This window comes from Paenibacillus forsythiae T98 (assembly GCF_000520735.1).
Lineage (GTDB): Bacteria > Bacillota > Bacilli > Paenibacillales > Paenibacillaceae > Paenibacillus_AQ > Paenibacillus_AQ forsythiae.
Genome location: NZ_ASSC01000255.1, coordinates 1 through 668 on the forward strand (window position 1 = coordinate 1; position 668 = coordinate 668).

The window sequence follows — 668 nt, forward strand, 5'->3', positions numbered from 1 at the left end:
CTGCGGCTCGGGCACGTTTCTGATCGAGGCCGCCATGATGGCCTGGAATATCGCTCCCGGACTCCGGCGCTCTTTTCCGTCCGAGCATTGGCCGGCGATCCCGCCGGAAGCATGGCAGACTGCCCGCGAGGAAGCGTTCGACGCCGTCCGCGACGACTCTCCGCTGCAGTTGACCGGCAGCGACATCGACCCGAAGGCGATCGAAGTCGCGCAGGCCGCCGCCAAGAGCGCGGGGCTTGCCGGTGAAATCACCTTCTCCGTCCTGGCTGCCGCCAAAGCAAGGCCAGAGGGCGAATACGGCTGTATGATCACCAATCCGCCGTACGGGGAGCGGCTGAGCGACGATAAGGAAGTGGAGAAGCTCACCCGCCAGTTCGGGCAGATGATGCTGCACCTCCCAACCTGGTCATTCTTCGCCATCAGTCCCTCCAAGCAGTTCGAGCATCATTTCGGCCGCAAGGCGGACAAACGGCGCAAGCTGTATAACGGACGGATCGAGTGCCAGTATTATCAGTACCTCGGTCCCCTGCCGCCAAGAGCGCCGAAGTAGGAACAGGAGACGACGTAACCAGGCAATTCCGGACCGGATCGGCATACGATTGCCGGGACATGTTCTGACCCTGAAGAAATACAGGCAGGCTGCGATATCCGCAGCCTGCCTGTTTCTT

The 668-nt window shown here is 61.7% G+C and carries 1 pseudogene; it reads left to right on the forward strand.

Features of this window, described 5'->3' with window-relative positions:
- Positions 1-550 (forward strand): annotated as a pseudogene (locus L692_RS0108750) (methyltransferase); the annotation flags it as partial.
- Positions 551-668 lie beyond the last annotated feature (118 nt).